Source organism: Streptomyces sp. NPDC054770, from assembly GCF_053611985.1.
In genome coordinates this window covers 82743-109613 of record NZ_JBSHBL010000008.1, presented here as the reverse complement: position 1 = coordinate 109613, position 26871 = coordinate 82743, and the positions used below count along the sequence as shown (strand labels likewise).

At 69.4% G+C, this 26871-nt stretch carries 18 protein-coding genes, 1 tRNA gene and 1 pseudogene; 10 read left to right on the top strand and 10 right to left on the bottom strand.

All coding sequences use genetic code 11. The features are described 5' to 3' along the window. Window positions 1-161: 161 nt before the first annotated feature. Both ACWGKQ_RS10435 and ACWGKQ_RS10430 read right to left on the bottom strand, forming a co-directional pair. Window positions 162-1190, bottom strand: coding sequence for an amidohydrolase family protein (locus tag ACWGKQ_RS10435; RefSeq protein WP_453291474.1), 1029 nt, complete (start codon window positions 1188-1190; stop codon window positions 162-164). 47 nt (window positions 1191-1237) lie between these two features. Further along, window positions 1238-2857, bottom strand: coding sequence for an FAD-dependent oxidoreductase (locus tag ACWGKQ_RS10430; protein ID WP_453291552.1), 1620 nt, complete (start codon window positions 2855-2857; stop codon window positions 1238-1240). A 285-nt stretch (window positions 2858-3142) separates the two neighbouring features. On the opposite strand from ACWGKQ_RS10430, the gene ACWGKQ_RS10425 reads away from it, so the two are divergent. Both ACWGKQ_RS10425 and ACWGKQ_RS10420 read left to right on the top strand, forming a co-directional pair. Next, the gene (locus ACWGKQ_RS10425; RefSeq protein WP_453291473.1) at window positions 3143-4447 is read left to right on the top strand and encodes a cytochrome P450 family protein; all 1305 of its coding nucleotides are present in this window, start codon (window positions 3143-3145) and stop codon (window positions 4445-4447) included. Window positions 4448-4935: 488 nt separating this feature from the next. Further along, window positions 4936-5247: a recombinase family protein gene (locus tag ACWGKQ_RS10420; RefSeq protein ID WP_453291472.1), complete on the top strand. Its 312-nt coding sequence runs from the start codon at window positions 4936-4938 to the stop codon at window positions 5245-5247. Between the two features lie 166 nt (window positions 5248-5413). Here the strand turns inward: ACWGKQ_RS10420 and ACWGKQ_RS10415 are convergent, their stop codons facing one another. The 4 genes from ACWGKQ_RS10415 to ACWGKQ_RS10400 form a co-directional block, all read right to left on the bottom strand. After that, window positions 5414-5932, bottom strand: a complete 519-nt coding sequence (locus ACWGKQ_RS10415; protein WP_453291471.1) for a hypothetical protein — start codon at window positions 5930-5932, stop codon at window positions 5414-5416. Between the two features lie 48 nt (window positions 5933-5980). Further along, the gene (locus ACWGKQ_RS10410; protein WP_453291470.1) at window positions 5981-10249 is read right to left on the bottom strand and encodes an nSTAND1 domain-containing NTPase; all 4269 of its coding nucleotides are present in this window, start codon (window positions 10247-10249) and stop codon (window positions 5981-5983) included. A gap of 24 nt (window positions 10250-10273) precedes the next feature. Beyond that, window positions 10274-10594: a CU044_2847 family protein gene (locus tag ACWGKQ_RS10405; protein ID WP_453291469.1), complete on the bottom strand. Its 321-nt coding sequence runs from the start codon at window positions 10592-10594 to the stop codon at window positions 10274-10276. Window positions 10595-10871: 277 nt separating this feature from the next. Then, window positions 10872-11069, bottom strand: coding sequence for a hypothetical protein (locus ACWGKQ_RS10400; RefSeq protein ID WP_453291468.1), 198 nt, complete (start codon window positions 11067-11069; stop codon window positions 10872-10874). 596 nt (window positions 11070-11665) lie between these two features. Between ACWGKQ_RS10400 and ACWGKQ_RS10395 the strand changes: the two are divergent. Continuing rightward, window positions 11666-12686 (top strand): annotated as a pseudogene (locus tag ACWGKQ_RS10395) (recombinase zinc beta ribbon domain-containing protein); the annotation flags it as partial. Window positions 12687-13045: 359 nt separating this feature from the next. On the opposite strand, the gene ACWGKQ_RS10390 reads toward ACWGKQ_RS10395, so the two are convergent. The 4 genes from ACWGKQ_RS10390 to sucC form a co-directional block, all read right to left on the bottom strand. Beyond that, window positions 13046-13130 (bottom strand) — tRNA-Leu (locus tag ACWGKQ_RS10390). 249 nt (window positions 13131-13379) lie between these two features. After that, on the bottom strand, window positions 13380-14915 hold the full coding sequence (locus tag ACWGKQ_RS10385) for an aldehyde dehydrogenase family protein (RefSeq protein ID WP_453291467.1): 1536 nt from the start codon (window positions 14913-14915) through the stop codon (window positions 13380-13382). A gap of 3 nt (window positions 14916-14918) precedes the next feature. Next, window positions 14919-15815 carry a succinate--CoA ligase subunit alpha gene (sucD, locus tag ACWGKQ_RS10380; RefSeq protein ID WP_453291466.1) on the bottom strand — a complete coding sequence of 299 codons (897 nt, stop codon included), beginning with the start codon at window positions 15813-15815 and terminating at the stop codon, window positions 14919-14921. Window positions 15816-15826: 11 nt separating this feature from the next. Beyond that, on the bottom strand, window positions 15827-16957 hold the full coding sequence (gene sucC, locus ACWGKQ_RS10375) for an ADP-forming succinate--CoA ligase subunit beta (protein WP_453291465.1): 1131 nt from the start codon (window positions 16955-16957) through the stop codon (window positions 15827-15829). Window positions 16958-17101: 144 nt separating this feature from the next. Between sucC and ACWGKQ_RS10370 the strand changes: the two genes are divergently transcribed. The 7 genes from ACWGKQ_RS10370 to ACWGKQ_RS10340 all read left to right on the top strand — a co-directional run bounded on the left by ACWGKQ_RS10370 (window position 17102) and on the right by ACWGKQ_RS10340 (window position 26842). After that, complete coding sequence (locus ACWGKQ_RS10370; RefSeq protein WP_453291464.1) at window positions 17102-18784, top strand: thiamine pyrophosphate-binding protein; 1683 nt, start codon at window positions 17102-17104, stop codon at window positions 18782-18784. Between the two features lie 12 nt (window positions 18785-18796). Next, entirely contained in the window at window positions 18797-20029 is a 1233-nt protein-coding gene (frc, locus tag ACWGKQ_RS10365) for a formyl-CoA transferase (RefSeq protein ID WP_453291463.1), read from the top strand. Window positions 20030-20033: 4 nt separating this feature from the next. Next, window positions 20034-22178 (top strand): acetate--CoA ligase family protein, encoded by a 2145-nt coding sequence (locus ACWGKQ_RS10360; RefSeq protein ID WP_453291462.1) that lies wholly within the window; start codon window positions 20034-20036, stop codon window positions 22176-22178. Window positions 22179-22304: 126 nt separating this feature from the next. Then, window positions 22305-23693: an OFA family MFS transporter gene (locus ACWGKQ_RS10355; RefSeq protein WP_453291461.1), complete on the top strand. Its 1389-nt coding sequence runs from the start codon at window positions 22305-22307 to the stop codon at window positions 23691-23693. Between the two features lies 1 nt (window position 23694). Beyond that, window positions 23695-25092 (top strand): OFA family MFS transporter, encoded by a 1398-nt coding sequence (locus ACWGKQ_RS10350; protein WP_453291460.1) that lies wholly within the window; start codon window positions 23695-23697, stop codon window positions 25090-25092. A 282-nt stretch (window positions 25093-25374) separates the two neighbouring features. Continuing rightward, window positions 25375-25758, top strand: a complete 384-nt coding sequence (locus tag ACWGKQ_RS10345; RefSeq protein ID WP_453291459.1) for a VOC family protein — start codon at window positions 25375-25377, stop codon at window positions 25756-25758. A gap of 94 nt (window positions 25759-25852) precedes the next feature. Next, on the top strand, window positions 25853-26842 hold the full coding sequence (locus ACWGKQ_RS10340) for a hypothetical protein (protein WP_453291458.1): 990 nt from the start codon (window positions 25853-25855) through the stop codon (window positions 26840-26842). The last annotated feature ends 29 nt before the right edge of the window (window positions 26843-26871 follow it).

The following is a 26871-nucleotide window of genomic DNA, read 5'->3' as shown; positions in this document are numbered from 1 at the left end:
GGGGGGGTGAATGTGACTGTGCCGTGGCGACCCCGGGCGTGGGCGGTGCGGCTCGGTGAGACGTGCCGCACGGCGAACGTCCGTCCGAGCGCCGAGCGAGTCGGGCAGCGATTCTCCGTGGCACCCACACACGCGGCACGAGGACGACCCACCGTGCGTGCTCAGGCCGACGCGAGGGCGGGCAGGAGACGCAGGGCGTTCCCGCGGTTGATGTGACCGCGCTCCTCGTCGCCGAGGGCGGGATCCCTGTCCAGAGCCGGAGTTGTCACATCGGCGACCACCCGGGTGGGGGTCGGCGGCCAGTCGCTTCCGTAGAGGATGCGGGAGGAGCCCGCGGCGGCCAGAAGAGTGGGGGTGGCCGACGGCGACATGGGCGCGGCCGTGTCGTAGTAGAAGCAGTGCAGGTAGTCGCGGACGCGGCCGGGATCGACGGCGGGGACGAGCTGGCGCCCGAAGACCTCGATCCGGCTCGCGATGTAGGGGAGGTACCCGCCCCCGTGCGGGAGGATGAACGTGAGCCGCGGGAAACGGTCCAGAGTGCCGTTCATGATCAGGCTCAGTGCGGCGCGGGTCGTGTCCATGAGGAAGTCGCACACGAACGGCGGTACACCCTCGGGGGCGCCGGAGGTGTTCACCTGCATGGGGTGCGTGCTGATCACAGCGGCGCGTTCGTCGAGTTCCGCCATGATCGGGTCGAGCCCGGGGTCGCCCAGATACGTGCCGCCCGTGCTGGTGCGCGCACTGACGCCCACCGCGCCGAGCTGGTCCATCCCATGAGTGACGGACCAGCGGGAGAGCTCGGCGTCGTCGAGGAAGACGGGTGTGAAGAAGGCGAAGCGGCCTGAGTGCCGGACGGCCAGGTCGCCCGCGGCCTCGAGGGCGACACGCGTGCTCTCCTTGCGTGTCGCCGCGTCCTGGAAGCGTCCCAGCATGGCGACGGTGAGGATGCTGGTGCGCGTGCCGGTCAGATCCATCAGATCCAGGGCGGCGGCCTCGTCCCACCGGGTCCACGGCGGCAGCCTGTCACGGTCCGCGATCCCGTTCTTCTCGGCCCACCGCACCCATTCGGGGGCGGTGTAGTGGTGGTGGACATCTATTCGTTCGTGCCGGGCGTCGTCGGCGCTCAGGGCGGTGCGCAGGCCTATGTCGCCCGGAGCCTGCGCGGCAGTGGTCTCGGCGGCGTGAGGCATGGAGGGCTCCCTGTGGTGGAACGGTTCGAGGGCGTCGGAGAGCGGGATCAGCGGCTGAGGAGGCCTTGCAGAACGTGCGTCAGCTCGTCCTCGGGGTTCGCAGGGAGGCCGCCGGAGCGCCAGGCGACCATTCCGTCGGGGCGCACGAGCACCGCGCCCTGCGGGGTGACCCCGTGCGTGGCGGCCCAGTCCTCGGCACCGGCGGCCAGGGCGGGCGAGGTGTCGACGTCGAAGTCCGGGCCGGCGCCGGCGCGGTAGGACACCAGGGGCACGCCGAGCCTGGCCGACGCGGCATGGGCGGCCGACGGCCACGGTCCGTCCACAAGACCGCAGAGGAGGACGAAGCACCGCTCGTACAGGTCGATGGTCGACTTGGTGTCCCCGTCGTGCACGACGGTCATATGCGGGGCGCGGGTGCCGGGGTCCGCCTGCAGGCGAAGCTTCTGCGGGATGGTCGGCGCGTCGGTGTCGGCGCCGGACACGGCCGAGGAGACATAGCGGTAGCCGAGGGACACGGTCATCAGGTCCGTGCTCTGGCCCGCCCCCTGCGCGGCGGTGTAGCCGGGGTGCTGCTCGCGTGCGGCCTGCTCGATGGCCCGGGCACTCGTGGCCAGTGCGACCGGGCGCCGTTCGTTCTCGTAGGTGTCCAGCAGGCCCTCTCCCGCCCAGCCGTGCAGTACGGCCGTGATCTTCCAGGCGAGGTTGTGCGCGTCCTGGATGCCCGTGTTGGATCCGAAGGCGCCGGTGGGGGGCATCTCGTGGGCCGAGTCACCGATGAGGAAGACGCGTCCCTGCCGATAGCGGTCGGCGACCCGGTCCGCCGCGTGCCACGGGGCGCGTCCCGTGACCTCGACGTCCAGGTCCCGTACGCCGGCGGCGGCCCTGATGTGGTCGGCGATGCGCGTGTCGGTGAAGGACTCGAGCGTCTGGCCGCGCTCGGGGAACCACGGGACGTGGAAGACCCACTTCTCCTCGTTGTCGACGGGCAGCAGGACCCCATCGCCCTCGGTTCCGTTCAGGTAGCACACCAGGAACCGCTTGTCCCCCACCACCTGACGCAGGAGCTTGCTGCGGAAGGTGACGCTCACGTTGTGGAACAGGTCGCCCCCGCCGCTCTGCCCGATGCCCAGCCGCTCGCGCACGGGGCTGCGCGGCCCGTCGGCCGCCAGGAGGTAAGCCGTGCGCGTGGAGTATGTGCGGCCGCTCTCCCGCTCGCGCAGTTCGCACGTCACGCCGTCCCGGTCCTCGGTGAAGGAGATCAGCTCCGTACCGAAGCGCACGTCCCCGCCCAGTGCACGGGCGTGTGCCAGCAGGACCGGCTCCAGGTCGTTCTGGCTGCACGCGCACCGCCGGGTGGAGCACACGTTCGTCTCTGGGGCTCCGCCGGTGAGACGGGCCGAGAGCCATCTGCTCTCACCGCCCGACAGCTTGTCCGTCTGCATGATGCCGTGATTGCCGGACAGGACGGCCGCGGCCTTTCTGATGTCCGGTTCCAGCCCGGCGGTGCGGAACAACTCCATCGTCCGCATGTTGTTCCCCCGGCCCCGGGGATGTTCGGAAGTGGCGGCCCGACGCTCGGCGACCATATGGGTGACGCCCAGTCTTCCCAGAAACACCGATGCGGACAGTCCGACAAGCGAACCGCCCACGATCAATACCGGCACCATTTCTCTGTCGCGCGTGTCCACAGCCCGTCCTCCTCCAGAGACCCAGCGGTAGTTCGGGCAGCGATTCGCAATTATGGCGGCCCTGAATCCGAACCTGTCACAGGCCCCCGGGGTCGGCAATCGGTCCTTCCCCCGGACGGCACACTCTGCCTTTCCGCTTCCGTACCGTGCCGACGACTTGGGTCCGCGTCAGGGTGAATCGCGTTTTCCCTTTCCGAGCGGCGTCAATGCATTCCAAGCTTGCAGCCGACCTGTGCCACCGTGGGAAGAGAAGAAGGACCGTCGATGACTCAGATGCAGGAGCAGGAGATCGCGGACGAGACAGCCCGGGCGGTGGACGCGGCATCCCGTGGTTGCCCGGAGTACCGGGCCAACCCGCACCCCCTCTACCGGCACCTGCGGGAGAACGCGCCGGTCTGCCGCATCACCCCGCCCCACGGTGTGCACTCGTACCTGATCACCCGGTTCGAGGACGCGAAGGCCGCCCTTGCCGACCCCAGGATCAGCAAGGACATGTACGCGGCCATCGACGCCTACCGGTCCATCTTCGGCGACTCCTCCATCGCCCTGGACGACAACATGCTGTTCGCCGACCCGCCGAAGCACACGCGGCTGCGCCGACTCGTCAACCGTGCCTTCGTGCCCCGCCGTATCGAGGCGCTGCGCCCACGGATCCAGGAGCTCACCGACACGCTGCTCGACAACTGCTCCACTCTGCAGCCCGTCGATCTGCTGTCGGCCTTCGCCTTCCCGCTGCCCCTGCAGGTGATCTGCGAGCTCATCGGCGTCCCCGAGGAGGAACGGCAGGAGGTCCAGCAGTGGTGCAGTGTCGTCGCGCGGACCGGTTTCAGCAAGAAGGACAAGGATCGCCTCGCCGAGGCGGAGAACACTCTCCGGGAGTACTTCGAGGTCCTGATCGCCCGTAAGCGCAAGGCCCCCGAGGACGACTTGCTCAGCGTCCTCATCCAGACGCGGGACGAGCAGGACTCGCTGACGGACGGTGAGTTGCTGTCCACGCTGTGGGTGCTGCTGTTCGCGGGCCACAAGACGACCGCCTACCTCATCGGCAACGCCGTCTACACGCTGCTCACCCATCCGGAGCAGCTCAGGCAGGTGATCGACTCGCCCGACCTCCTCCCGAACGCGATCGAGGAGATCATCCGCTTCGAGGGCTCGGTCGAGAACGCGACCTTCCGGCACGCCCTCGAGGACATCACCATCGCGGGGACGCTCATTCCCAAGGGTTCGCTGGTACAGATCGCGGTCACCTCGGCCAACCGGGACGCCGCCGCGTTCGAGAGCCCCGACACCTTCGACATCACCCGGCCGGGCGTACAGAGCAAACACCTGGCCTTCGGTACGGGGCCGCACTTCTGCCTCGGCGCACCGCTGGCGAGGATGGAGATGCAGATCGCCCTGGCCTCGCTCTTCCGCCGCTTCCCGAAACTCTCCCTGGCCCAGCCGGCGGACGAGGCCAAGTGGCTCACCGTGCCCTTCCCCGCCTTCCGGGGCCTGACCGAACTGCCCGTCGTCCTGGACCCCTCCAGGATCCTGGACGACTGGGCGTCCGGGATGGTCGACATCGCCTGACATCACGGGCGTAGCCCGCGACCCCGGCCAAGCACGCTGCCGGTACGGCCGACACGACGCCGGGGTCGCGGCGCACTCGCATGCCCGATCGCGAGAACGGCGCGGCGCTCCGGCGGCCCTGCTGGCGGCGATGACCGACACTGACTGGATTTTCGATGCGGTCGTCATCGGCTCCGGTGAACGCGCCTTCTACGGCGACCAGTTCCCGACCATGGCTCCGCTCTTCGACCACTACGGCAACGAGGTGTGGGTGCCGGAGCTTGGCGGCGCCGTAGACCCGCACACCGCCGGGCAGGAGGAGCTGATGATCCTGCTCGGCATCCTGTCCAAGCGGGAGATCGCCCGGGCCCGGATCCGGGTGCGGGCCGCGATGACCGTGCAGACCCGCGACCAGGGCCGCTACCTCGGCGGCCGCCCGCCCTACGGCTACCGCCTCGCCGACGCCGGCCCGCACCCCAACCGGGCCCTGGCCCCGCCGCGGCGTGCGCATGCAGCGCCTGGACACCGACCCCGAGTGCGGGCCGATCGTGTCCTGGATCTTCGCCCAGCGCCTGCCCGGGCACAGCATCGCCCGCATCACCCGCGCCCTCGACGACGCCGGTATCCCCTGCCCGTCCGCCGCCGACCCCACCCGCAACCCGCACCGCAGCGGCCGGCGCTGGGTGCTGAACACGGTGCAGGCGATCCTCACCAATCCCCGCTACACCGGCCGCCAGGTCTGGAACCGTCAGCGCACCGACCACGACCTCCTCGCCCCCTCCAACACCACCCTCGGCCACCGCGACGTCACTGCCGGCTGAGGCCGCCCGCGGCCGCACCAGCCCCGCGAGAGTACCGATTCAAGTGTCCGCGCCCGAGGCCCCGCGATTCCCGCAGTCCGGCTCCCATCAGGGCGGATGAGGTTTTCGGCAAGGGCAACCGCTTGGCAGCTCGACGCTGCGCAGGTGAGGCTCGCTGCTGCCTTGATCAGTAGCAGATTCCCGACGGCGCGCTGGGGGCGCACCAATTGAGGTTCAGCGCTTTGATGAGAGAGTTCGCCGTGTCGAGGGTGAAGGTAACCGGCCCTGTTGGTAGCCGAGAGCTGTCCGTGCTGTCCGTTATATCGCCTTTGGCGACCGTCCCGGACGTCGACTCCAGTGTCCCGTGCGCGATTGCGCCGTCGGTGATTTTTCCGTTGGTAGCCATGGAGTCGCAGGGTTGGGGATTCTCGTTGCAGTCCAGGTAGGTGCGTTCTTCCATGGTGAACGTGCCGTCGGCCTCAATGGTCATGTCGTTGCCGTGCCCGCTCCACTGCCCTGTGAATATGGAGTAATCGGGCGGGCTCGACTGCGCCGAGGATGAGGGGATGTGAGTGGTCGGGTCCGGTGCTGGCGTGGGTGCGCTGGTGCAACCGGCCGAGCAGGCCGCCGCCGCGATGATGATGCCGAATCCGGCGAGTCGCGGAGCGATGATCCTTCGCGGAGCCGCTGTTCGCGTTGAACCCATGGTTGATCCCCCCTCGAACGAACGTGAAAGCAATGCCCTGCTTTGTGGTCAGCCTGCGCTTCGGCATGGGTCGGAGTGGTCTGCGCCCGGCGCATACCGGGCCCACTGTTCCTTGGTGAGGGTGTCGCCGATGGTCTGGCACAGCCTCTTGACGACAAGGTCGGCGTCGCTGGTCCAGATCTGGGTACGGCTGATGTCGCCGGCGGTGACGGCCAGCCTGCCTTCGCGGGGAAGCCGGGGCGGTCCGACGGTGATCGAAGCCCCCTGCAGCAGGAGGCCAGACGGATCTGGCTGGTAGTAGGATCCGAGCAGTACTGGACTGGTCGCGGTTGACAGGTCCCACATGCGCACGGTGCCCGTGACGTCGACGCTTACCAGGAACCGCCCGTCCGCGCTGTAGCGCAGTGCGGCCACGACCGATCCGGAACCTGAAGTCGAGGTGAGCCGCTTCGGTTTGCCGCCGACTGTGACCTGCCAGAACGTGACAGCGCCGTTGGCGCTGCCGGCCGCCAGCACGGACGCGTTGGGCGCGAAGTCCATAGCGGTCACAGTGCCTAGACGGCCGGCTAGATCAGGCAGTGGCCTTGGCTTGGCCGGGTTCCGGATGTCCCAGATGCTGGCCCTGTGGGTGCCCTTGGGCTTTACGAGGACGTCACTCATCCCGAGCAGTGACCCGTTCGCGCTGATCGTCCCGGACCCGCCCGGAGTGCCGGTGAGGGCGGCGAGTACAGCGGGCTTGGTGACAGTTCTCGTATCGATGATCCAGGCTTTGGACAGGAACGCGTCCCGGGCCTCGAGCAGGTGTCCGTCCGGGCTGAACCGGATTTCGAGGTAGTCCGTGCCGCCGCCGGTTCCCGGGAGGCTGATCGAACCGCGTTGTGCGGGGTGGCTCGGGTCGCCAAGGTCCCAGAACGTGATCTTTCCTGGTGCCCCGACCGCCAGAGTGCGGCCCGAGAGAGAGACGCTCGCGCCGATGTCTCCTCCCCAGATGCGGTGCTTGTGCTGGGGATCGCTCACGTTCCAGATGCCGACGCCGATGCCCACTCCGGCTGCGGCGAGCAGCTTTCCGTCGGTGGAGAACTCGACCGAGGAATAGCCGACGATACCGGCGAGGGGCACGGTGGCGACCGCGGTCGGCATCCACGGGTTGGCCATGTCCCGGAGCTGGACCTGGTCGTTGGGGGATCGCAGGTCGCCCGACGCCTTGCCCAGGGTCGCGAGCGTGCTCCCGTCGGGGCTGAAGGCAAGGTCGGTATTCCCGCTCCCGTCGGGGAGGTTCGGCAGTGGCGAGGGGTACGCCGGGGTTGAGACGTCCCACAACTGCGTGGGTTCAGTGTCATTGACGCCGGTGGCGGCCAGGAACAACCCGTTGGGTGAGAAGGCCACCGAGGCCTTTGCGGGGGAGCCGGCTTTGTCGAGCACGGTCAGCGAGTCCGGTTTGCGGGCGTTGCGGGTACTCCACAGGTGCACTCGGCCGTCGACGCCGGCTGCGGCCAGCACATTGCCCAGAGGACTGAAAGCGACCGAGCGCATCGGCCGGTCGCCGTCGATTCGCGCCAGGAGAGTGGGGGCGGCGGGATGCGAGACGTCCCACAGGCCTGTAGAGCCGTCCGAGTTCGCGTCGGCCACCTGGTGCCCGTCCGGGCTGAAGGCGAGTCCTGCAATGGTGCCCGCTCCGCCGTCGAAGCGTGCCAGCGGGGCAGCGCCGCCGCCCGATCCCACATCCCACAGGCCGATACCGTGATCCGAGCCGCCAGCGGCGAGTAGTCGCCCGTCAGGGCTGAACGCGACGGCCTGGATCGACTTCTTCGTGCCGGTCAACCTCCTGTCGCGAACCGGGTGGTCCGGTTTCGAGACGTTCCAGATCTCGACGTCGCCGCCGATGGTGGCTGCGGCGAGAGTGCCGCCGTCGGGACTGAACGTCGCAGCGGTCACGCCTTGGGTCGACAGGCCGGAGATGAAGGCGTGGTCCTTGCGCTTCCACAGGCGCAGCCGCCCGTCGGCCGTGACGGCGATCAGATGGTTACTGATCGCGACATGGTCTACTCCTGGGGTGGAGATGGTTCCGGGCAGCGGCAGCCCTGTCGACAGCGCACCGAAGGCCTGTGTAGTCGGCGCCGTGCGGTAGGCCGCGATACGCAACTGTTTGGCGATGTCCGGCTGTGAGCCGTCCAGCGCGGCGGCTTGCGCGGCCAGTTGTCTGGACAGCGCGTTCTGGTGTTGCCGAACGCTGCTGCGATGCTGATCGATGGCGATGCCCGCCGCGATCGACCCGAGAGTGCAGACGGTCGCCACAGCCGCCGCGGCAATACGCCGTCGGCGCTTGCGACGGGCGGAGGCGAGTCGGCCGGCGTCGATGAAGGCGAGTTCGTCGGCGGTGATCTCGTCGCGGCGCTGCTGTGTCCACTCCTGTGCCGCCTCGACCTGTGCGGGGTGCAGGAGTCTGGAAGGGTTGTGCGAAGCGTTCTCCCACGCCCGTAGCGCCGTGCGCAATTCCTCCTGCCAAAGGCGGAAGTCCCGGTTCGCCTCAACCCATGCGGCCAGCCTGGGCCAGGCGCGCAGCAGAGCTTCGTGGGCGAGTTCGACGGTATGGATGCCTGTGGGCTGGCGGGTCGAAACCACCAGCCGTGTGGTGGCCAGTCGCTGGATCAGCGCCTGTTCGACGGCGCTGAACTGGTCCCGGTCGGCCACGCGTCGGGTGTCCGGAGCGCGCTCGCCCGCGTCGAGTTGGGCTCCGGGCCGAACCAGCTGGATGAAGATCCGTTCCAGGATCGTCTGCTCTGTCGAGTCCGCCCAGGACCACAGCGCCTTCTCAGCGGTGGCGGCCAGCGCGCCCCCTACTGCGCCGAGGGCATGGTACGACCGTGCCGTCAGTTCTCCGCGCCGCTGGTGCTGCCACAACCGGTCGAGGGTGAATTCGAGTAGTGGCAGTCCGGCCGCGCCCGCCGGGGTGTCGTCGAGGATGCGCTCGAGCAGGCCGTCGGCAAAACGTACGCCGCCGAATCCTGCCAGAGGCCGGGTGGCGGCTTCGCGCAGCTGATCTCGGGTCATGGGTGGGATCACGACCTGCGTGGCATTCCACGCCGCTGCGATCTGCGGAAGTGCCTCCATGTGGCGCAGGAAGTCGGTCCTGGAGACCGCCACCGCCTGAACTGCCCGCGCCCCGTCCGCTCGTCGCGCGGTGAGAGCCCCGAGGAGGGCGTCCAAGCGCGAAGCCACCTCGGGTGCTTCGGTGAGGAGCCCTTCGAGCTGGTCCGCGATCACCAGGAGGCGTGTGCCGTGCGGCCGACCCGCCAGCAACCGGTCGACAGCCACGGCCAGTTCGCTCTTGTCTCTGAGCCGCCCGACCAAAGCGCGCCATCGCGCATGCCACGAAGTTTCGTCCTGCGCCCCGTCATCGATTGGCGACACCAGTGCCCAGGCCAGCAGTTCCTCCGCCGTGTAGCGCTGGCCATGAGGAATCCGAGTGACGAGGTAGCGCCCCGATTGGAGCAGGTGACTGACCAGGCCTGCACTCACCAACGAGGATTTGCCCACCCCTGACGCACCCAGGATCGGCACGATTGCCGTGTTGTCGCGCTCCACCAGCTCGACCAGCCGACGCGTTTCGTGCTCCCGGCCGAAGAACACAGTCGCGTCGTCTTCGGTGAACGCGGACAGATCCCGGTAAGGATTACCTGCCAGCAGCGCTCTGCGTAACTCCGGCCAGTCGCGTTCGACCGCTGCCACCGTCAAGGCGTAACCCGTGCGCAGGCGCGCATCCGCTTCGACCGTGACGACGATGCCGACAACAGCGCCCAGCTCTTCGTCCCAGACCGGTCCGCCGCTGAAGCCCTGAGCGAGCGGGAACGCCGCATCCGGGTCGGCTCTTAGCTGCCACCAACCGGTGGCCTCCCGGCCTTCGATCAGACCCGAACTCCACACGCCTGCGTCTTTTCCGATGCCGCTCCGGGTGGGGAACCCGAACGCCCGCCATCGGTGCCCCGCCAAACCGTCGACGTCCGCCAACCTGAGTGGCACGACATCGGGAGGGGGATCGCCGGACAACTTCAGTACGGCGAGATCTCCGCTCAAGTCGGCACCGACCGGGCTGCTGAAGCAGACCTGGGCCTCCCGCGGGCCCGGCTGGACCGACAGGGGAAAGTCCACCACCGCGCTGCACCCCACCGGCAGCGCCTCATCAGCTGTGAGGCCGGCCACTTCCGCCACGACATGTGTGCACGTCAGCAGGTAGCCGTCGGCGACGAGGAAAGCGGCACCCTCAGGACGGTCACCGTCCAGAACCCTCGCGATCGCCGTTTCCCAACTCGATGCCACTGCCTTCTCTCCCCCCGGATCGGCTCACTCCGCCACCGCGGAGCGACTCCATTCGAGCTCAAGGACGAAATGGGCGTCGGCGGTCCCCTTCACGACGACCATGCCCGTCTCCGCCGAGAACTTGATGCCGAACTCGGCGCGAACACGGCTAGGCCCGTCTTCAACGGCGGCGAATCGCTGCACGATCATCTCCGCGATCTGTCCCACTCTGGCCAAACTCTCCTGGAACGTCTCCACCGACGCCTGGACCGCGTCCCGGCCACGCCCGGCTCGGACGACTCCCGGACCGCTATCGCTCTCGACGAGGAATGCCCGGCCGTCACTAAGCGGAACTTCGAGGTACAAGGATCCTCCCCAGTCACCATGCGGGATGCCTAGCCGATCATGTCGGGCGGAAGAACAGCCTAGTGAGCATTTCCGATCTACGTCCTGGCGATCGCAGATCGCTTCTGGGTGTTTGTGAAGACCGCGTGTGGGAGGGCGGTGATGCGCTTGGGGCTGATGCGGACGAGATCTGGCAAGTACCAACGCTTGAGGACGGCGAAAAACCGCTCGACGGGGGTTCGGGGCTTGGCGCGGGCGAAACTGCCTTGTTTCACGTAGCCGTTGGGGCACTGACCCTTCAGGCGTCGTACCGACGTACGGGCGATTCCACCGGCACCCAGGCAGACCAGGTCAGCGGCGGTTTCCGTATCAGCGCGAAGCCCAGCTTCCCCGCCCCGCGCCTGGCGTCGACCGGATCGCGCTTCTCGCGCAGGACCCTCCAGCGCTCGACCAACTCGCCCATGCCCCGGCGGGACCACGTTCTACGGCTGTGCATCCTGCCGCACTACTAGCCCCGCAGTACCGGAGCCCATCCACCGCGATCTGACCGTGAAACCCCCTCAGAAACTGCACCACGCCTGCGCGTGTGATCCACAATTTGGTGGCTGGCGCTCGCTTCGTCAACGCTCAGTGGATCTTGATATCGAATCCAGTCGCCGGTCACGTCCGCGGACGTGACCTCCCGTTGGGGTAATCTTCCCAGAGCTGCGAACTGCGCTGTGGCCGAGCGGTATCTCCTCAACTGACCGCGTTGCCGACCGTGCGAGGAGTTGCAATGACCGCCGCTGCCCCTGGGCCGCCCTTCGGGAGGACGGAGTGGCTCGCCTCATGATTACTGCTGCGGACGAGAACACGATCCGTGCCATCGTTACCAGCCTCGGCCCGCGCCACACCGTGTAGGAGCCCGATGTACGGCCTACCAGCGATGGTGTCGTCGCATCGCGGCTCTACCTGTTCGTTGGGAATCAGGCCGGCGAACCGGGGCGGGGAACGCTGGGTGCAGTCCTGCCGCCACGATCCTGTGCCGTTCAGAAACTCATCGCCGCTGCTCGGAGTAGGTCTGGCGCGATGGCCTCCTGGAACCCTGGCCGGATGTTCGTCTCACCGGTGTACGGGGTGACCCGGAAGCTGCTGTCGGTCCCGGCGGTGCTGGTGCGCCGGCGCGCGGCGAAGGATGCCGAGTTACTGGTGCTGCAGCATGAGAACGCGGCGCTGCGCAGGCACCTCACAAGCCCGGTGCGGTATGAGCCGACGGACCGACCGTGGTTCGCGGCACTGTCCGGGCTGATCCCGCGACGTCGGTGGGCCCGCGTGTTCCCGGTCACGCCCTCTTCCGGCGTGGCACCGAAGACTCATCGCACGCAAGTGGGACTACAGCAAGCGCCGGAGCAGGCCGGGCAGGCCGGCGACCATGAGCGCGGTAAGGGCGTTGGTGGTGCGGCCGGCCCAGGAGAATCCGCGTTGGGGCTGCCGTCGGATCAGGGGCGAACTCGTTCGTCTGGGGCATCCGATCGGCACCACGACGGTCTGGGAGATCCTGACGGCTTCCGGCATCGACCCGGCCCCGCGTCGCAGCGGACCAACATGGCGCGAGTTCCTGACCGCGCAGGCCGAGGGCATCATCGCCTGCGACTTCGTGCACTTCGACCTGATCGACCTGCGCCGCGTGTACGCATTGGTCTTCCTCGAGCACGGCACGCGCCGACTGCACATTGCGGGGGTGACTGCGCATCCGACCGGGCCGTGGACGGTCCAGCAGGCGAGAAACCTCGCCCTCGAGTTGGGTGTCCGGGTCGACTCTCTCCGCTTCCTGATCCGCGACCGGGACACGAAGTTCACCGAGTCCTTCGACACGGTCTTCGCAGCCGACCACATCGAGACCCTGAGGACCGCGCCGCGAGCTCCTCGGATGAACGCGCACTGCGAACGGACCGTCGGAACCCTGCAGCGCGAAGCCCGCAAGACGGCACCCGAACGCACCTATCTCCTGGCAGGGCTGCTGTGCTGCGGGGTCTGCGGCCGCCGCATGGAATCCCACTGGAGTCACCACCGTCCCGGCTACCGGTGCCGTCATGGCCACACCAGCGCCACCCGCCCAAAACCCGGCCGCACCCCCAACACCTACCTGCGCGAAGACCAGGTCCTGCCACATCTGCCGGCCCTGCACCTCCGCCTCACCAGCCAATTGGATCTTCTCCGCCCGGTGAGCCGTGCATCGGTGCGGCCCACACCTGCTCAGGCGATTGCCCACCTACGCAGCGAGGCGATCTCGCTGACCTACGACGCCGCAGCCAGAACCTTGACCGCGGACACACCCGAGACAGAGAGGATCGCCATCAGCTGACCGGACCCGCCGAAACGCCGATCGAAGGGAGAGTCCAAGCCGAGACGACAAACACCCGCCCCGGCCGAAGGCCGCAAGCGGGTGCCGATGTCCCCTGCCCTGAAACCGGGCGCTGCGGGGCTACTCTGTGTCCGAGGGGGGACTTGAACCCCCACGCCCGATAAAGGGCACTAGCACCTCAAGCTAGCGCGTCTGCCATTCCGCCACCCGGACTAGGTGTCTGCCGCCTGGCCGGGGGTGTTCCCCGCGGCGACATGGACAACAATACCAAGCTTTCGGAGTGCCTTTCACCTGCGTCTCCGTCGGCATACCCGCAGGTGGGCGCCCCCTCACCATGCGTGTCCGGCCCGCTACCGTACCGGCGGCGACCCGTGTCACGGTCACTGTCCGGGGTCCGGCCGGGACGGACCGCATCGTGAGGAGGGCGTCACGGTGCGGAGGCTGTCGCTCCGGTGTTCGGCGTCACGGCATGAGCTGGTACTCCGGGAAGTTCCCCGGCGGCCGCTCCCCCGCCGGTCCCCGCGTCACCGCCCGCACCAGCAGTTCCCCGCCGACGAAGGCGCCCCGCCAGGACGCTCCGAAGCCGCCGAACAGCTCGTCGCGGTCGCCGCGGGAGCGTGGTGTGCCGTGGCCGACCTTGAAGGCGCGGATCTGCGGGGCCAGCCGCGCGAACGTGGCCTCGTCGTCGGTGGAGAGCGTGGCGACCAGCGCGCCGTTGGAGGCGTTCATGGCGGCCAGCAGCTCGGCTTCGGTGTCGACCAGGACGATCGTGTCGACCGGGCCGAAGGGTTCCGCGTGGTGGAGCGGCGAGGACGGCGGCGGATTGAGGAGGGTGACCGGGTGGACGTACGACGACGTGTCCTGGCCGGGCAGGAAGCGGGCGTCGGCCGGGCTGCCGCGGTGCAGCGGGACAGCGCCGCGGTCGACGGCCTCGGCCACCTGGTCGGTCAGGTCCTTGGCCTTCGCCGCGTTGATCAACGGGCCGAAGTCCAGCTCGGGGAGCGGGTCGGCGGGATCGGCGACCGCGAGGGGGTGGCCGATCCGGAGCCGGCGCACCGCCGGGAGGTAGGCCGTGAGGAACTCGTCGAAGAGCTCGCGCTGGACGACGAAGCGCGGGTAGGCGGTGCAGCGCTGTTTGCCGTAGTCGAAGAGCTTGGGGACGACCGCGGTGAACGCGGGCCAGTCGGTGAAGTTCCAGATGCCCCAGGTGTTGAGTCCCTCCTGTTCGAGTACGTGCCGCTTGCCGAGGTCGGTGACGGCCGTGGCCACCGCCGCCCCCGTGTCCCGGCCGCCGACGAAGGAGACGCAGCCGATCTCGGGCGCCCGCACCAGCGCCGCCGACAGCTCGCCCCCGCTGCCGCTGAGCAGTGTCACCGGCAGGCCCTCGCGGGCGGCCAGTGCCGAGGCCAGGGTGAGACAGGCGACCCCGCCGTCGGTCGGGGTCTTCGCCACCACCGCGTTGCCGGCCAGAGCCTGGACCAGTACCGCGTGAACGAGCACGCTCATCGGGTAGTTCCAGCTGGCGATGTTGGACACCGGTCCGTCCAGCGGGGTCCGCCCCGCGAGCATCGGTTCGATCCCGTCGACGTACCAGCGCACCCCGTCGATCGCCCGGTCGACGTCCGCCTGGGCGAGCCGCCAGGGCTTGCCGATCTCCCAGACCAGGAGCAGGGCGAGGAGCTCGCGGTGTTCGGTCAGGGCGTCCAGGGTGGCGGCCACCCTTGCCCGGCGCTCCGCCAGCGGGACGTGCCGCCAGGCGCGGTGCTGGTCGAGGCAGGCGCGGACGGCCCGGCGGGCGGTGTCCCGGTCCAGGCGCGGGGCACCGGCTATGGGGCTGCCGTCGACGGGGCTGGTCGCGGGCAGCGGGCGGCCGTCGGGCCGCCACGCGGCGGCCCAGAGGTTGAGGACACGGTCGTCCCGGAAGGCCTCGGGGGCGAGGGCGAGGCAGCGCGCCCAGGCGTCGTCCCAGCCGGTGCCGGGCTTGCGGAGAAGATCCATGGCTCAGCTCCCTTCCGGCTGTCGCGCGTCCAGCAGTTCCAGGACCAGCCGGGCGGTCTCGGTCGGCGTGCTCCCCACCCGCACCCCGGCCGCTTCCAGCGCCTCCTGCTTGGCCCGTGCGGTGCCGGCCGAGCCGGAGACGATGGCGCCCGCGTGGCCCATGGTGCGGCCCTCGGGCGCGGTGAAGCCGGCGATGTAGCCGACGACCGGCTTGGTGACGTACTCGCGAATGTAGGCGGCGGCCCGTTCCTCCGCGTCGCCGCCGATCTCCCCGATGAGGACGACGAGTTCGGTGTCCGGGTCCTCCTGGAAGGCGGCCAGGCAGTCGATGTGGCTCGTCCCGACGACCGGGTCGCCGCCGATGCCCACGCAGGTGGAGAAGCCGATGTCCCGTAGCTCGTACATGAGTTGGTAGGTCAGCGTGCCCGACTTGGAGACGAGCCCGATCGGACCGGGCTTGGTGATGTCGGCGGGGATGATGCCCGCGCCGGACTGGCCGGGCGTGATCAGCCCCGGGCAGTTGGGGCCGATGATCCGGGTGCCCGTGCTCCGGGCGTACGACGTGAAGGCCACCGTGTCGTGGACCGGGATGCCCTCGGTGATCACCACCGCGAGTCCGATGCCGGCGTCGGCCGCCTCCAGCACCGCCGCCCTGGCGAAGGCGGGCGGCACGAAGACGACGGTGACGTCGGCGCCGGTCGCCGCCATGCCCTCGGCGACCGTGCCGAAGACCGGGACGGCACGGCCGTCGAAGTCGACGGACCGCCCGGCCTTGCGCGGGTTGACCCCGCCGACGACGTCCGTCCCGGCCGCGAGCATCCGGCGGGTGTGCTTCATGCCCTCGCCGCCGGTCATGCCCTGGACGAGGACCTTGCTCTCCTTGGTGAGGTAGATCGCCATGTCCCGGCTCCTCAGGCGGTGCGGGCGAGTTCGGCGGCCCGGCGGGCGGCGCCGTCCATGGTGGTGGCCTGTTCGACCAGGGGGTGCGCGCGACCGTCCAGGATGGCCCGGCCGCGGGCCGCGTTGTTGCCGTCGAGGCGGACGACGAGAGGCCTGGTCAGCCGGACCGTGTCCAGGGCCCGGACGATGCCGTCGGCGACCGCGTCGCAGGCCGTGATCCCGCCGAAGACGTTGACGAAGACGGATTTCACGGCCGGGTCGGAGAGGATCACCGCGAGACCGTCGGCCATGATCTGCGCGGACGCGCCGCCGCCGATGTCCAGGAAGTTCGCGGGCCCCGCACCGCACCCGGCCACCACGTCCAGGGTGGACATCACCAGGCCCGCGCCGTTGCCGATGACGCCGACCTCGCCGTCCAGCTTGACGTAGTTGAGCCCCTTCGCCGCGGCGGCCGCCTCCAGCGGGTCCCGGTGGCCGGCCTGCGAGGTACCCCAACGGGCCCGCCGGAAGCGGGCGTTGTCGTCGAGGGTGACCTTGCCGTCGAGGGCCAGGATCCGGCCCTCCGCGGTGCGCACGAGCGGGTTCACCTCGACGAGCAGCGCGTCCTCGCGGACCAGCACCTGCCACAGCCGTACCAGCGTGTCGACGGTCTGCGCGGGCAGCCCGGCGGCCTCGGCGATCCGCTGCGCCTTCGCCGAGGTGATGCCCTCGGCGGGGTCGACGGGCACCCGGGCCACCGCCTCCGGCCGGGCCGCTGCCACCTCCTCGATCTCCGTGCCGCCCTCGGCGGAGGCGATCGCCAGGAAGCCGCCGGCCGCCCGGTCGAGGACGTAGGAGACGTAGAACTCGCTCTCGATGTCGACGGGTTGGGCCAGCATCACCGTGCCGACCGGGTGACCCTTGATGTCCATGCCGAGGATCTGACGTGCCGTGAGTTCCGCCGCTGCCGGGTCGGCGGCGAACTTGACCCCGCCCGCCTTGCCCCGGCCGCCGGTCCTGACCTGCGCCTTCACGACGACCCTGCCGCCGAGCCGGCGGGCGATCTCCCGGGCCTCCTTGGGCGAGTCGGTGACCTCGGCCCTCGGGACCAAGATGCCGTGTTCTTCGAAGAGTTCCCTTGCCTGGTGCTCGTACAGGTCCATTTCGGCTCCTGTCTGGAAAGTGCCGCACGCCCCCTGGACACCACCCACCGGATGCGGGATAACAAGGTTCATACAGTATTCGTCGACTGTATGCAATGTACCGCGAGAGCCTTCCAACCCCCTACGAAGGGACAGGACTTCGCCATGCCCGACGACACCCAGGACGTGATTTCCGGTGGTCATCTCGTTGCCAAGGCGCTGAAGGCAGAGGGCGTCGACCGCATCTACACCCTGTGCGGCGGCCACATCATCGACATCTACGACGGCTGCGTCGACGAGGGCATAGAAGTCGTCGACGTCCGCCACGAGCAGGTGGCCGCCCACGCCGCCGACGGCTACGCGCGCATCACCGGCAGGCCCGGATGCGCTGTCGTGACCGCCGGTCCGGGTACGACCGACGCCGTCACCGGGGTCGCCAACGCCTTCCGCGCGGAGTCCCCGATGCTGCTGATCGGCGGCCAGGGGGCGCTCGCCCAGCACAAGATGGGGTCCCTCCAGGACCTGCCGCACGTCGACATGATGACGCCGATCACCAAGTTCGCGGCGACCGTCCCGGACACCGCCCGCGCCGCCGACATGGTCTCCATGGCGTTTCGCGAGTGCTACCACGGCGCGCCCGGACCCTCCTTCCTGGAGATTCCGCGCGACGTCCTGGACGCCAAGGTGCCGGCGGCGAAGGCGCGCATCCCCAGGGCGGGCGCCTACCGGGCCGCCACCCGCTCGGCCGGCGACCCCGAGGCCGTCGAGAAGCTCGCCGACCTGCTCGTGCACGCGGAGAAGCCGGCCATCCTGCTCGGCAGCCAGGTCTGGACGACCCGCGGCACCGCGGACGCCATCGAGCTGGTGCGGACCCTCAATATTCCCGCGTACATGAACGGCGCGGGGCGCGGCACCCTGCCGCCGGGCGACCCGCACCACTTCCAGCTCTCCCGCCGGTACGCCTTCTCCAACGCCGATGTCATCGTGATCGTCGGCACGCCCTTCGACTTCCGCATGGGCTACGGCAAGCGCCTCTCCCCCACCGCGACCGTCGTCCAGATCGACCTCGACTACCGCACGGTCGGCAAGAACCGGGACATCGACCTGGGGATCGTCGGGGACGCGGGCCTGGTCCTGAAGTCCGTGACCGAGGCGGTCTCCGGGCGCGTCAACGGCGGGGCCTCCCGGCGCAAGGAGTGGCTCGACGAGCTGCGGGCCGCCGAACAGACCGCGATCGAGAAGCGGTTGCCGCAACTGCGCTCGGACGCCTCCCCCATCCACCCGTACCGCCTGGTCAGCGAGATCAACGACTTCCTCACCGAGGACTCCATCTACATCGGCGACGGCGGCGACATCGTCACCTTCTCGGGGCAAGTGGTACAGCCCAAGTCCCCCGGCCACTGGATGGACCCGGGCCCGCTCGGCACCCTCGGCGTGGGCGTCCCCTTCGTGCTCGCCGCCAAGCAGGCCCGCCCCGACAAGGAGGTGGTCGCCCTCTTCGGCGACGGCGCCTTCTCCCTCACCGGCTGGGACTTCGAGACCCTGGTCCGCTACGACCTCCCCTTCGTCGGGATCGTCGGCAACAACTCCTCGATGAACCAGATCCGTTACGGCCAGGCCGCCAAGTACGGCAAGGAGCGCGAGCGGGTCGGCAACACCCTCGGGGACGTCCACTACGACAAGTTCGCCCAGCTGCTGGGCGGTTACGGCGAGGAGGTGCGCGACCCCGCCGACATCGGCCCCGCCCTGCGCCGGGCCCGCGAGTCGGGCAAGCCGTCGCTGATCAACGTCTGGGTCGACCCGGACGCGTACGCCCCCGGAACCATGAACCAGACCATGTACAAGTGAGGTGGAACGCCCATGACCACCAAGGCACTTGAGGGCATTCGCGTCCTCGACATGACCCACGTCCAGTCGGGCCCCTCCGCCACCCAGCTGCTCGCCTGGCTCGGCGCGGACGTCGTCAAGCTGGAGGCCCCGACCGGTGACATCACCCGCAGGCAGCTGCGCGACCTCCCGGACGTCGACTCCCTCTACTTCACGATGCTCAACTGCAACAAGCGGAGCATCACCCTCAACACCAAGACCGAGCGCGGCAAGGAACTCCTGACCGAGCTGATCCGGCGCTCCGATGTGATGGTGGAGAACTTCGGTCCCGGCGCGGTCGACCGGATGGGGTTCACCTGGGACCGCATCAAGGAGATCAACCCCCGGATCGTGTACGCCTCCATCAAGGGGTTCGGGGACGGCCCGTACACCGACTTCAAGGCGTACGAGGTCGTCGCCCAGGCGATGGGCGGCTCGATGGCGACCACCGGCTTCGAGGACGGACCGCCGCTGGCCACGGGTGCACAGATCGGTGACTCCGGCACCGGGGTGCATACAGTAGCCGGAATACTGGCGGCGCTCTTCCAACGGGAGCGCACCGGCCGCGGCCAGCGCGTCAACGTCGCCATGCAGCACGCCGTGCTGAACCTCTGCCGGGTCAAGCTCCGCGACCAGCAGCGGCTCACCCACGGCCGGCTCGCCGAGTACCCGAACGAGGACTTCGGCGACGAGGTGCCACGCTCGGGCAACGCCTCCGGCGGCGGCCAGCCCGGCTGGGCGGTCAAGTGCGCGCCGGGCGGGCCGAACGACTACGTGTACGTCATCGTGCAGCCCGTCGGCTGGCAGCCGATCACCGAGCTGATCGGCCGGCCGGAGCTCGCGGCCGACCCCGAATGGGCGACCCCCGAAGCGCGCCTCCCCAAGCTCAACAAGATGTTCCAGCTGATCGAGGAGTGGTCCTCGACGCTGCCCAAGTGGGAGGTGCTGGGGCGGCTCAACGCCCACAACATCCCGTGCGGGCCGATCCTCTCCACCAAGGAGATCATCGAGGACGAGTCGCTGGTCGCCAACGAGATGGTGGTCACCGTCCCGCACCCCGAGCGCGGCGAGTTCGTCACCGTCGGCAGCCCGCTCAAGCTCTCCGACTCCCCGGTCGACGTCACCGGTTCGCCGCTGCTCGGCGAGCACAACGAAGCGGTCTACATCGGCGAACTCGGGCTCGGCGACGAGGAGTTGCGCCTGCTCAAGTCGAACGGAGTGATCTGACGTGATGGCAGAGGACCGGGAACTGCGGGTCCGCGCGCTCCTCGACTCCGTGCGGGCCGAGGGTCGTACCGCGCTCACCGCGCCGGAGGGCAAGGTGATCGCCGACGCGTACGGGATCGCCGTACCGGGCGAGGAGTTGGCGACGGATGTGGACGAGGCGGTGGCGTACGCGGCACGCTTCGCCGGACCGGTGGTCATGAAGATCGTCTCGCCGGACATCCTGCACAAGACCGACGCGGGCGGGGTCGTCGTCGGGGTGGCGGGCGCGGCGGACGTACGCGCGGCCTTCCACCGGATCGTCGAGAACGCGAAGGCCTACGACCCCGCTGCCCGGATCGAGGGCGTCCAGGTCCAGGAGCTGCTGCCGAAGGGTACGGAGGTCATCGTCGGCGCGGTCACCGACCCCACCTTCGGGAAGGTGGTCGCCTTCGGCCTCGGCGGGGTGCTGGTCGAGGTGCTGAAGGACGTGACCTTCCGGCTCGCGCCCGTCTCCGCCGACGAGGCGCTGTCCATGCTCGACTCCATCCAGGCCGCCGAAGTGCTGCGCGGGGTGCGCGGACAGGCGGGCGTGGACCGGTGGGCGGTCGCCGAGCAGATCCGCCGGGTCTCCCAACTGGTCGCCAACTTCCCGGAGATCGCCGAGGTGGACCTCAACCCGGTGATCGCGACACCGGAGGGCGCGGTCGCCGCCGACATCAGGATCATCCTGGCCGAGCAACAGCCGCCACCCCGCAGGAAGTACACCCGCGACGAGATCCTGGCCTCCATGCGCCGGCTGATGCAGCCCCGCTCGGTCGCCGTGATCGGTGCCTCCAACGAGCCGGGCAAGATAGGCAATTCGGTGATGCGCAACCTCGTGGACGGCGGCTTCACCGGGGAGATCCATCCGGTGAACCCCAGGGCCGATGACATTCTGGGCCGCAAGGCGTACAAGAGTGTCACGGACGTTCCCGGTGAGGTGGATGTGGCCGTCTTCGCCATTCCCGCCAGGTTCGTGGCAGCGGCGCTGGAGGAGGTGGGCCGGAAGCGGATCCCCAACGCCGTCCTGATCCCGTCCGGTTTCGCCGAGACCGGCGAGCACGAACTCCAGGCCGAGATCGTCGCGATCGGCGAGCGGTACGGCATCCGTCTGCTCGGCCCGAACATCTACGGCTACTACTCCACCTGGCAGGACCTGTGCGCCACGTTCTGCACGCCGTACGACGTGAAGGGCGGGGTGGCGCTGACCTCTCAGTCGGGCGGGATCGGCATGGCGATCCTGGGCTTCGCGCGCACCACCGGGACGGGTGTGTCGGCGATCGTCGGCCTCGGCAACAAGTCGGACCTGGACGAGGACGACCTGCTGACCTGGTTCGGCGAGGACCCGCACACCCAGTGCATCGCGATGCACCTGGAGGACCTCAAGGACGGCCGCGCCTTCGTCGAGGCGGCGCGGAACACCGTACCGAGGAAGCCTGTCGTGGTCCTCAAGGCGGGCCGTACGGCGGCCGGGGCCAAGGCGGCCGGTTCGCACACGGGCGCGCTCGCGGGCGACGACGCGGTGTACGACGACATCCTGCGGCAGGCGGGCGTGATCCGGGCGCCGGGCCTGAACGACATGCTGGAGTACGCGCGCGGCCTGCCGGTGCTGCCGGCCCCGCGGGGCGACAACGTCGTGATCATCACCGGCGCCGGCGGCAGCGGTGTCCTCCTGTCCGACGCGATCACCGACAACGGGCTCTCCCTGATGGAGATACCGCCGGACCTGGACGAGGCGTTCCGGCGCTTCATCCCGCCCTTCGGCGCGGCCGGCAACCCGGTGGACATCACGGGCGGCGAGCCGCCGTCGACGTACGAGGCGACGATCCGGCTGGGTCTTGAGGACCCGCGGATCCATGCGCTCGTCCTCGGCTACTGGCACACCATCGTCACCCCGCCGATGGTGTTCGCGGAGCTGACCGCACGGGTGGTCGCGGAGTTCCGGGAGCGGGGCATCGAGAAGCCGGTCGTCGCCTCGCTCGCGGGGGACGTCGAGGTCGAGGAGGCCTGCCAGTACCTGTACGAGCGGGGGGTCGTGGCCTACCCGTACACGACCGAACGGCCGGTGGCCGTGCTCGGCGCCAAGTACCGCTGGGCGCGCGCGGCCGGGCTGTTGGGGGGCGGGTCATGACGTAGCCGAGGAAGGGGCCGGCCGGCGGAGCGCGTCCTCGGCCGGCCCCGGGACCCGTGCGCGCGCGAAAGGCATTGGACAGGGGGCGCTGGCCAGAACTTTCGACGCAAGGGGTGCTGAGCGAACATGTCATCCATCGATCTATCGGTGTCCGTCCCCGTCAGGGAGGTGACGGACCGCAACGGCCGCAGGTACCGGATCGGCGAGACCGACGTCGATCTGATGGGCCGGACCCGCACGTGGATGGTCGTCCTGCCCTGGGTGGGCATGATGGGCATCAGCTCCGCCGAGTACGCGTTCACGTCGGCACAGGACACGCTGCACGAGGCGCATCTGTGGAGCAGCGGGCACATCTTCTGGCTGCTGGGCGTCTGGGTGTTCTTCCAGGCGGCCGTGGCCTTCCCGGCCGGGCAGCTGCGGGAGAGCGGACGGCTCCCCGCCCGTACGGCCATGCTGATCGGCGCGGCCGGCACGCTACTGGGCTACCTGGCACTGGCGTTCGCGCCGAACGTGGTCGTCGCCTTTCTCGGCTTCGGCATGTGCAGCGGTATCGGCGCCGGTCTCGTGTACGCGACCTGCGTGAACATGGTCGGCAAGTGGTATCCGGAGCGCAAGGGCGGCAAGACGGGCTTCGTGAACGGCGGTTTCGCCTACGGGTCGGTACCGTTCGTGTTCCTGTTCACCTCGGTCCTCGACCTGGGCAACTACAAGGCCGTGCTCAGTGCGGTGGGGGTCGGGCTGTGCCTGGTGGTGGCGTCGGCCGGCTGGTTCTTCAGGGACCCGCCGAAGAACTGGTGGCCGCCGCACGTGGATCCGCTGAGGACCACTCAGGACCCGCGTGTACGGCGGGCGTTGGAGAAGAACCCGCCGGCCGTCAGGCAGTACACCCCGAAGGAGGCCGCCCGTACGCCCGTCCTGTGGATGATGTGGTTCTGTCTGCTGTGCACGGCCGGGATCAATGTCTTCGGCATCGCCTTCCAGGTGCCGTTCGGCAGGGACATGGGGTTCGCGGGCGGGATCGTGGCCACGGCCATGTCCCTGAAGGCCATCGTCAACGGCACCGGACGCGGCGTCATCGGCTGGATCTCCGACCGCCGCGGCCGCCGCAACACGCTCATCATCGTCTGCATCGTGCTCGGCACGGCACAGTTCGGAGTCCTGGCCTCCGGCCAGATGCACAGCATGCCGTTCTTCCTGATCTGCTCCATGGTCTCCGGCTTCGGCGGCGGCGCGATCTTCCCGCTCTTCGCGGCCATGACGGCGGACTACTTCGGTGAGAACAACAACGCCACCAACTACGGGATGGTCTACAGCTCCAAGCTGATCTCCGGCCTGGTGGGCTCCGGTCTGGGCGCGGTCGTCGTCGGTGAGTGGGACTACCACGGCGCGTTCGTGCTCGCGGGCTCCGTCGGCCTGGCCTCCGCAGTGCTGGCCCTCTTCCTCAAGGCACCGGGCAGGCCCAGCGCCCGGCGCATCGTCCCCAACCCGCATCCGCTCGGCGAGGAGATGGCGTGACATGACGGCAGACCCTGTAGCCACGAACAGCACCGACGCCGGACGACGCCCGTACCGCGAGGTCACGGACGCCCGCGGCCGCGTCTACCGGATCGGCGAGACCGACCGGGACATCCTCGGCCACTCCCGCAACATCATGGTGTACCTGCCCTGGGCAGCCATGATGGCCATCAGCGTCTTCGAGTACGCGTACGGCTCCGCGGAGGACACCCTGTCCCACGCGCACGGCTGGACGCAGTCCAACACCTTCTGGATCCTGAGCGTCTGGGTGTTCTTCCAGGCGGGCATCGCCTTCCCGGCGGGCTGGCTGCGCGAGAAGGGCATCCTGACCGCGCGCCGCGCCATGTACACCGGCTCCGGGATGTGCCTGCTCGGCTTCCTGGCGCTCTCCCACATCAGCGAGATCTGGCTGGCGATCATCGGCTTCGGCGTGATCGGCGGCCTCGGCTCCGGCCTGGTCTACGCGACCTGCATCAACATGGTCGGCAAGTGGTTCCCCGAACGCCGGGGCGCCCGCACGGGTTTCGTGAACGGCGGCTTCGCGTACGGCTCGCTCCCCTTCATCTTCATCTTCAACTACGCCTTCGACACGGCCAACTACCACCGCGTCCTGGATCTCATCGGCGCCTACGTGATGGTCGTGGTCCTGGTGACCGCGTTCTTCTTCAAGGATCCGCCGAAGAACTGGTGGCCGGCCGACGTCGACCCGCTCACGCACACGGGCGACACCGGGACCGGCGCGGCCCTCGCCAAGAACCCGCCCGCGGTACGGCAGTTCACACCGAAGGAGGCGATCCGCACCGGCATGCTCCCGCTGATGTGGATCTCCATCGTCATGACGGCGGGCGTGTCGATCTTCGGTATCTCCTTCCAGGTGGACTTCGCGAAGGACGTCGGCTTCGGCCCCCTGGTCGCGGCCTCCTCGATGGGCGTGATGGCGGTCATCAACGGCGTAGGCCGCGGCGTGGTCGGCTGGCTCTCCGACCGCCTCGGCCGCAAGCCGACCCTCGTCTTCGTCATCGTCGTCCTGGGCCTGGCCCAGTTCGGCGTGATCTGGGCCGGTGACATCAAGAGCGAGTGGCTGTTCCTGTTCTTCGCCTTCCTGTCCGGCTTCGGCGGCGGCGCCTTCTACCCGCTCTTCGCCGCCCTCACCCCGGACTACTTCGGCGAGAACTACAACGCCACCAACTACGGCCTGGTCTACAGCGGCAAGCTCGTCAGCGGCCTCTTCGGCGGCGGCCTGGGCTCGATGGTGGTCGGCGCGTGGGGCTACAACGGCGCGTATGCGCTGGCGGGCGGCGTCTCGATGCTGGCGGCGGGGGTGGCCCTGCTGCTCCGGCAGCCGGGCCGGGGGACGACGGCGACGGTGGGGGCGGTGCAGCCGCGGACGGCCACCTGACGGTTTCCGCCGAGCCTCAGGTCGAGGTCTTCCCGGCGGTGAGTCCCGGACCCGTGTCCGGGACTCAGCCGCTTCCCGAACACGGCCTTCGCCGCCCTCCCGGACAACGCTGTGCCCGGTCCCACGAGCGGCGGACCTCGGCGGACAGCCTGGAGCGCCTGAGACCGGCCCACCGACGAGACCGGCAGAAGGAGCCCCTTGCCATGGGACCGGGCACACCGATGATCTGGGGTTCGTCGTTCCGCTCAACGCAGTGCCCGCGGCACCGCGATAGGTTCAACCATGCGATCTCGAACAAGCGGCATGTGGTGGGGAACGGCCGTCGAGGCACCGGACCCGGCACTCCTGGCCCGTTTCTACGCGGGACTGCTGGAGTGGCCGATCGTGCACGAGGAACCCGGCACGGCCGTCGTCGCCCCGCCCCAGGGTGCCGTCTACCTCGTCTTCCAGGAGGCCGCCGGCTATCGGCCGCCGACCTGGCCGCCGGTCGACGGTGAGCAGCGCACGATGATGCACCTCGACTTCCAGGTGGACGACCTGGACGCGGCGGTGGCCGAGGCCGTCGCCATGGGAGCCGCGCTTGCACCGGATCAGCCGCAGGACAACGTGCGCGTGCTGTTCGATCCCGCCGGTCACCCCTTCTGCCTGTGCCGCGACGACGGATAGGAGCAGGACGCGAGAAATTCGTACACGCTGACTGCGCAGGGTCCCGTAGATTCCCGGCGGAGCCCGTCCGAGGTGCTCCGATTGGGGGGCATCGATGACCGTGGAGTCGATACCGGTGAAGGCGGCGCCGGAGTCGCTGGTGTGGCAGGGCGACGAACTGGTCTCCGTGGTCGGAGGCGGCCGACGCTGGGACCGCGACGGGGTGGAACGCAGGGCGCCCTTCGCGTGGAGCTTTCCGTTCGACGCCGGGACCGTCTCGGCGTCGGGGACCTACTCCGCGGTGTACCAGGAACGCGGCACCAAGGGCGTGCTGCTCGAAGGCGAACGGGTCGTGCGGGAGCTGAACCGCAGCTACTACCGTGCGCCGAGCTACGACTACCCGCTCGCCCTCGGCAGGTTGGGCGACGGACGCGAGGTCGTCGTGCACTGCCCCGACGAATACAACGTGCTCCAGATCGAGGACGCGGCGACCGGCGAGCGGCTGACCGCCGGCGGGCGTGAACCGCAGGACGTCTTCCACTCCAGGCTCGGCCTGAGCCCGGACGGTCGGTACCTGCTCTCGGTCGGCTGGTTCTGGCATCCCTTCGGGACGGCCCTGGTCTACGACACCGTGCTCGCGCTCACCGATCCCGGCACCCTGGACGGCGACGGTGTGCTGCCGCCGGAGACGGCCGCGAACGGCGAGGTGACGGCGGGCTGCTGGCTCGACGCCGACCGGCTGGTCCTGGCGACGGGCACGGAGGACTGGAACGACGAGCAGATGGCCGCGCTTCCGCCACGCCACCTGGGCGTGTGGTCGATCTCCGAGAGCCGCTGGCTCCACCGCAGTCCCGTCGCAGATGCCGACCCGGGTGTCCTGCTCCTGCCCCGTGGCGACCAGGTGATCTCGTTCCTCGGCCACCCGCGGCTGCTCGACCCGATCACCGGGCTCATCGTCGCGGAGTGGCCCGAGGTCCCCGTGCCCGCCAAATCCGCCTGCTTCGGCAACCGCCGCGTCCCGACCCCCGTCGCCGCCCTCCACCCCGACGGCACCCGGCTGGCCGTCGCGACGGCGGAAAGCATCGCCCTCATCACGCTGCCGTGAGCCGACTGGCCGGGACAGACGCGCCCCGC